At 32.3% G+C, this 2,319-nt stretch carries 4 protein-coding genes; all 4 read left to right on the top strand.

From position 1 onward, the window contains the following. Positions 1-233 (top strand): hypothetical protein (locus VNJ50_RS04165; RefSeq protein WP_414652864.1); only part of this gene is annotated, 233 nt, incomplete at its 5' end. A gap of 225 nt (positions 234-458) precedes the next feature. Continuing rightward, on the top strand, positions 459-1,103 hold the full coding sequence (locus VNJ50_RS04170) for a hypothetical protein (protein WP_325579343.1): 645 nt from the start codon (positions 459-461) through the stop codon (positions 1,101-1,103). Between the two features lie 285 nt (positions 1,104-1,388). Next, positions 1,389-1,691, top strand: a complete 303-nt coding sequence (locus VNJ50_RS04175) for a hypothetical protein (protein WP_325579345.1) — start codon at positions 1,389-1,391, stop codon at positions 1,689-1,691. Between the two features lie 13 nt (positions 1,692-1,704). After that, positions 1,705-2,319: PD-(D/E)XK nuclease family protein (locus VNJ50_RS04180; RefSeq protein ID WP_325579347.1), on the top strand; the 615-nt coding region annotated here is incomplete at its 3' end.

Consider the following 2,319-nt stretch of genomic DNA (forward strand, 5'->3'; position numbering starts at 1 on the left):
GTGCACTGTTTAATTGGGGAAATATGGTTACGCGATATAATTTGACGAAAGAAAATGTCGATTTGTATTATCTAGAAAATAGCTTAAAGGGTAACGAAAAACTGTTGTTGGATTATTATCGGATACATCCATCACGCTATAACAATGAGGTTAAGCAAAGAGCTGATCACAATAAAGAAACAGTATCATTTTTATCATCTCAGCTTTATTATAAAGTGAATCTCTTTGACTAAAGAAAATCTAAAAAAGGGATGTGATAGTTAAAAGTTTTAAGATCGATAGTAACTTATATTGATATAAAAACCGATATGATTGTTGGGGGCATAGACAGGATAATAGTCTTTTAAGTTAAGATTTTAATCGAAAGAGCCTTCTTTGTGTTTTTTTAAGTGCTAAATTTATTAGGTGAATTTGGAGGATTTATTTTTCAGGTTCTGGTTAACTTAACTTTAATTATCATGGCGGAAATAAAAACTAAAGATAAAAAACCGATGTGGCTTTGGATTTTCCTGCTACTTATCATGTTGACTGTTATCGTTTATTTTAATAATTCCAAACCAACAACTGATACTATCGATATGGATTTTGATGATGATGTTACTTCCATTCAAACGAACGATTTGCAAAATGAAAACGCAACCCGTGCTTCTGGGATTACTGCTGGTGCCATTTATAATAATTTCAGGGCTTTTGATGAATCCATAAGAGATTCTACCAGAATTGCCGTGGATTCTTCTTATACGAAAGTGGCATTTTCAAACTTGACCAAATTGGTTGTAAAACATGCCAATAACAATGCGGTGGAAGATTCTGAAGAATTGGATGACTTGAGAAGTTTTTCGGTGTTGATAACAAGTATTACAAGTACAAACAGTGATGTTAAGAATTTTAAAAACTTTAAAACGGCTTGCGACAAGATTGCATCGGTGTTGGAAGATATACAAGAAAAAAGTTATCCTGCATTGAAATCTGATGTTTCCAGTCTAGAGCAGCTCGCTTCTAAGGTCAGTATTTCAATACCTATGGATCAGCAGCAAGTTGCGCTTAATAATTTTTTGAGAAAAAGTCGTGACATTTTAAAAGTAATGAGTGAAAACAACTAAGTTTAAAGAAAAGTATCGCTAAGCATTTCTAAAAAATAACTGTGCTTAACTGCTCAAAGAAAAGAGAATTTATCAGCATTTGATAGATTCTCTTTTTTTGATCAAAATTATATTAAAACCATGCCTCTGCATGGTTTTTTGTTGGTATGGTGTTGATTTTATTCAATTTCTCAATTATAAGTGATATTAATAAGAGGTAACGACATAGGTTGGCGTACTCAACTTCTATTTTTGCTTTGAATTGAAAAACGAAATAATTATTATTAAAAATTAAACCAGAAAAACATGAACATCGTAAAATTAAACAACGGTAAAGTTGAATTGAGAAAAGCAAACGGGAGTTTGATCCGTACACTCCAATCCTCGGGCGCAATTGACGCAAATATAAATAGTGATGGAACTTTGATTGTGATTACCAATACTGACGGGAAAGTGGTCTTGCGAAAAGATAGTGGATCCTTGATTAGAACTATCTGTCCGAGTAATAGTGTGAGTGCTAAATTTAGCTGGAAAGATTTCATTGTTACGAAAAATAATGGAAAGATGGAACTCAGAAAGGAAAGTGGTTCATTAATTAGAACTATATAAACATCAGTAATTTATGAAAAACTTATTATTAAGGGTTGATGCAGTTGTGTCAAAGTATAAGGAAGTAGAAAAAATCACAGGCGAAAATTTCAATATTTTCTCAATAATGGGAATGAAAACTGATGAAGTAAGGACGCACTCGGCAATACTTGCCGAACTGTTAAGCCCAAATGGAAGCCACGGACTTGGTACGGAACCTTTGGAATTATTTGTTAAACAAATATATTCGGAAGAAATTGGATTGGATTATAAAACAGCTACTTGTAGCAAAGAATTTTATGCCGGAAAAATAAATGAGGATTATACTGAAGGCGGTCGGATTGATCTGTTGATTAAGGATAAGGAAGAAACCAAAATGGTTATAGAAAATAAAATTAACGCACCAGAACAAAAAAATCAATTGTTTAGGTATAAACAAAGATTTCCAAATGCGAAACTGTTGTTCTTAACTTTAGATGGAAAGGAAAGTAAAGAAAACGGAATTGAATACCAACCTATATCTTATAAAGATGATATTTTAAATTGGATCGAAGACTGTGCCAAATTGGCATGGAATAAACCAATGGTGCGGGAAGTATTAGTTCATTATGCGCATTTAATCAAAATTTTAACCAATCAAACAATTAAT

The sequence above is a fragment of the Gelidibacter sp. genome (assembly GCF_035577925.1).
Taxonomy (GTDB): Bacteria; Bacteroidota; Bacteroidia; order Flavobacteriales; family Flavobacteriaceae; genus Gelidibacter.